Below are 1,137 nucleotides of genomic sequence, written 5' to 3'. Positions count from 1 at the left end.
GCCATGCGCTGGGTGCATGGCGAGCCGCTGTCGGCCCTCCTCGGCGCCAGCCGCCGCGCATCGCGGCCGGACTTCCTCAAGGGGCTGATCGCGGTGCTGATCACCTCGGCTTTGTCCGAAATCCTGCTCTATTTGCTGGAGCCGGGGATCGCTCGCGGCACGATCAGCCTGTCGTCCTGGCTGTTGTTCGCGATCCCGATCGTCGCGCTCGTCTTGCTGCAGACCTCGTCGGAAGAGGTGCTGTTTCGTGGCTACCTGCTGCGCGGCCTGGCCAACCGGTTCCGCAACCCTTTCATCTGGGGGCTGCTGCCCGGCCTGCTGTTCACCTCGCTGCACTGGAGCGGCGGCTCCTCGGCCGCCATCAACGCCTGCGTCCTGGTCTCGATCGCCGCTTTCGCGCTGCTTCTGACGCTCGTGGTCTATGCCACCGGCAATCTCGGCGCGGCACTTGGCGCTCATCTCGGCAACAACCTGACCGGCTTCCTGCTGATCTCGCATCAGGAGAGCTACAATTCCTTCGCCTTGTTCACCGCCAAGCCGCTCGAAGGGCCGGGCTGGATGATGTCGGATGCCATTCTCATTGCCCTCATCGGCATCGCCTGCAGCCTGCTGACGATTGTCTTGCTGCTGCATCCGCGCTCGCCGCTGAGGGTTACGGCCGAGGTTACGGACGGCGCGCGTGCGGCCTGATCGCGGCCCGGGAAACGGCGTGACGCGGGCCTTGCCTTGACTCTCGCGCCGATTTCCTGTCTACAGCCCCCGAATTCCGCGACGAGTATCCCTCCGAGCAAGCCGACCAGGACGCCGAAGCCTCTTTGAGGCCAAGTGCTGTAAACAGATCCTGGAGGCCAACACCCGGCAGCGCTGTGCGCCCCCGGGTGCTTTTTGGTTTTGGGCTTTTGCTTGGACTGGCTTTTGCTTGGAGACCGGGCGCGAACGCATTACCTCTCGGGTCGAATGAACCGGGATCGAAGGAAGCAAGATGTTTGAATCGCTGCAGGAGCGCCTTGGCTCCATCCTGAACGGCCTGACTGGCCGCGGCGCGCTGTCGGAGGCTGATGTCTCGGCGGCGTTGCGCGAGGTGCGCCGTGCGCTGCTCGAGGCCGACGTGGCGCTGGAAGTGGTCCGCTCCTTCAC

Annotated in this window: 2 protein-coding genes; both read left to right on the top strand. The window is 64.9% G+C overall.

The features are described 5' to 3' along the window. On the top strand, positions 1-690 hold a 690-nt coding region (locus EOA36_RS35845), incomplete at its 5' end, for a CPBP family intramembrane glutamic endopeptidase (RefSeq protein WP_145969529.1). 292 nt (positions 691-982) lie between these two features. Continuing rightward, on the top strand, positions 983-1,137 hold a 155-nt coding region (locus EOA36_RS35840; RefSeq protein ID WP_145969528.1), incomplete at its 3' end, for a signal recognition particle receptor subunit alpha.

This window comes from Mesorhizobium sp. M8A.F.Ca.ET.021.01.1.1 (assembly GCF_003998025.1).
Classification (GTDB): Bacteria; Pseudomonadota; Alphaproteobacteria; order Rhizobiales; family Rhizobiaceae; genus Mesorhizobium.
The sequence above is the reverse complement of the archived record's forward strand: the minus strand, read 5'-3'. Positions and strand labels throughout refer to the sequence as shown.